The sequence below is a fragment of the Marinilactibacillus psychrotolerans genome (assembly GCF_900101525.1).
Lineage (GTDB): Bacteria > Bacillota > Bacilli > Lactobacillales > Carnobacteriaceae_A > Marinilactibacillus > Marinilactibacillus psychrotolerans.
The window spans coordinates 1-1,925 of record NZ_FMZD01000042.1 but is presented as its reverse complement, the minus strand read 5'-3'; the positions used below and the strand labels follow the sequence as shown (position 1 = coordinate 1,925).

General features: G+C 43.1%; 2 protein-coding genes and 10 tRNA genes. All 12 read right to left on the bottom strand.

Translation table 11 applies throughout. The features are described 5' to 3' along the window. Positions 1 to 62: 62 nt before the first annotated feature. Positions 63 to 233 (bottom strand): hypothetical protein, encoded by a 171-nt coding sequence (locus BLT22_RS12420; protein ID WP_176935499.1) that lies wholly within the window; start codon positions 231 to 233, stop codon positions 63 to 65. 41 nt (positions 234 to 274) lie between these two features. After that, positions 275 to 844, bottom strand: a complete 570-nt coding sequence (locus tag BLT22_RS12055) for a helix-turn-helix domain-containing protein (protein WP_176935497.1) — start codon at positions 842 to 844, stop codon at positions 275 to 277. Positions 845 to 946: 102 nt separating this feature from the next. Next, positions 947 to 1,017 (bottom strand) — tRNA-Gly (locus BLT22_RS12050). Positions 1,018 to 1,027: 10 nt separating this feature from the next. Then, positions 1,028 to 1,100 (bottom strand) — tRNA-Phe (locus BLT22_RS12045). A 7-nt stretch (positions 1,101 to 1,107) separates the two neighbouring features. Next, positions 1,108 to 1,180 (bottom strand) — tRNA-Asp (locus BLT22_RS12040). A 21-nt stretch (positions 1,181 to 1,201) separates the two neighbouring features. Continuing rightward, positions 1,202 to 1,291, bottom strand: a tRNA-Ser gene (locus BLT22_RS12035). 30 nt (positions 1,292 to 1,321) lie between these two features. Next, positions 1,322 to 1,393 (bottom strand) — tRNA-Glu (locus tag BLT22_RS12030). A gap of 19 nt (positions 1,394 to 1,412) precedes the next feature. Further along, positions 1,413 to 1,500, bottom strand: a tRNA-Ser gene (locus BLT22_RS12025). Positions 1,501 to 1,520: 20 nt separating this feature from the next. Continuing rightward, positions 1,521 to 1,594, bottom strand: a tRNA-Ile gene (locus tag BLT22_RS12020). A gap of 9 nt (positions 1,595 to 1,603) precedes the next feature. Continuing rightward, positions 1,604 to 1,674 (bottom strand) — tRNA-Gly (locus tag BLT22_RS12015). A gap of 11 nt (positions 1,675 to 1,685) precedes the next feature. Beyond that, positions 1,686 to 1,758, bottom strand: a tRNA-Asp gene (locus BLT22_RS12010). A 90-nt stretch (positions 1,759 to 1,848) separates the two neighbouring features. Further along, a tRNA-Met gene (locus BLT22_RS12005) sits at positions 1,849 to 1,921 on the bottom strand. Between the last annotated feature and the right edge of the window lie 4 nt (positions 1,922 to 1,925).

The window sequence follows — 1,925 nt, the reverse complement described above, 5'->3', positions numbered from 1 at the left end:
GTGGTCACTCTCCTAATTTTCGTGGTTGTAAATCTGGAATGAGTGTACCACATATGGTCTTTTTAATCGTCTAGCTTAATTTTACAATTCAAGTTGATTAAATAGTCACGAGCACGTAATTCTCTCGTCATTCTTAGACAGCCATAATCTTTGTGTACTTTACGGATCTCGTGCATTTCATCAATGACCTTTTGGTCAGGGTTTTCTCGGTTAAAGCGAACTTGCCAATACATATAGGTTGCTTTATGAAGCCCGATTACTTCAAGAATATCGACTAATTTTCTTTCTTTTTTTCGGAGGTCGTGGGCAATTCTCGCTTTGTCTTTGCGAGAAATTCGGGATCGCTCAAGCCCAACCTCCGCAATTCTTTTAAATAAGCATTCTCGATTTCTAAAAGGCGGTCTTGTTTTTCAAGTTCTTCAAGTCGGTCCTTTTCTTTGTTTATTGATTGTTTTACTAGATCTAATTTCTTTTTCTTCGGCATAATTGTTGGACGTCCTTTCCCTTTTGAGAGTCCATCCACACCTTCTTCAAGGAATTTCTTACACCAGCTCGCAATCATACTTTGTCGATTGATGCCTAACTGATTGGCCACTTCACGATAGGACGACTCTATTCTTAGGTATAACTCTACCGCATTGACTTTAAATTGAACAGAGTAAATCTTATGGTTTCTCTTACGCTCTAATCCTTCCCATCCAGAATTCTGATAAGTATTTATCCAATCTTTAACTTGAGTTGCACTCTTGATGTCATATTTATTTGCAAGGTAACTGTAACCACCAAATCCTTTTAGATATTCAGTGACGACCATCGACTTGAACTTTAGATTATATTTAGTCATAAAAAACCGACCCCTATACATTAGATTTTTGGTCTAATATATGGGGGTCGGATCAAAATTATACTCTTTTTTTATTTGTGTTAATCAAAATTTAATTATTAAAGCGAGTGACGAGAATCGAACTCGCGACAACAGCTTGGAAGGCTGTAGTTTTACCACTAAACTACACTCGCAAAAAGAAAATGGCGCAGGACAGAGTCGAACTGCCGACACACGGAGCTTCAATCCGTTGCTCTACCAACTGAGCTACTGCGCCAAAAAAACGGTCCCGACGGGATTCGAACCCGCGATCTCCTGCGTGACAGGCAGGCGTGATAACCGCTACACTACGGGACCTTTACTTCTAATTATTTAAAAAGGAGGATGTGGGATTCGAACCCACGCGCGTTTTTACACGCCTGACGGTTTTCAAGACCGTTCCCTTAAGCCGGACTTGGGTAATCCTCCAATAAACAATATATAGTGATTAAACACTAATGACCCCTACGGGATTCGAACCCGTGTTACCGCCGTGAAAGGGCGGTGTCTTAACCGCTTGACCAAGGGGCCTTGCAATAAAAATAAAAAACGGAGAAGGAGGGATTTGAACCCTCGCGCCGCGCAAACGACCTACACCCTTAGCAGGGGCGCCTCTTCAGCCACTTGAGTACTTCCCCATATCAATAAATGATACGAATGGGCCTAAGTGGACTCGAACCACCGACCTCACGCTTATCAGGCGTGCGCTCTAACCAGCTGAGCTATAGGCCCCAAACAAAAAGCGGGTGACGAGAATCGAACTCGCGACGACAGCTTGGAAGGCTGTGGTTTTACCACTAAACTACACCCGCATTATGTTAAACGGTCCCGACGGGATTCGAACCCGCGATCTCCTGCGTGACAGGCAGGCGTGATAACCGCTACACTACGGGACCTTACTTTAAAATACCCTGTTTCATACTTTAGACAACATTGTTAAAGTTCATCTTGAATATTTATACTACAATAAATCATACTCATGATAATTGCGGGGACAGGATTCGAACCTGCGACCTCCGGGTTATGAGCCCGACGAGCTGCCAGCTGCTCTACCCCGCGATAA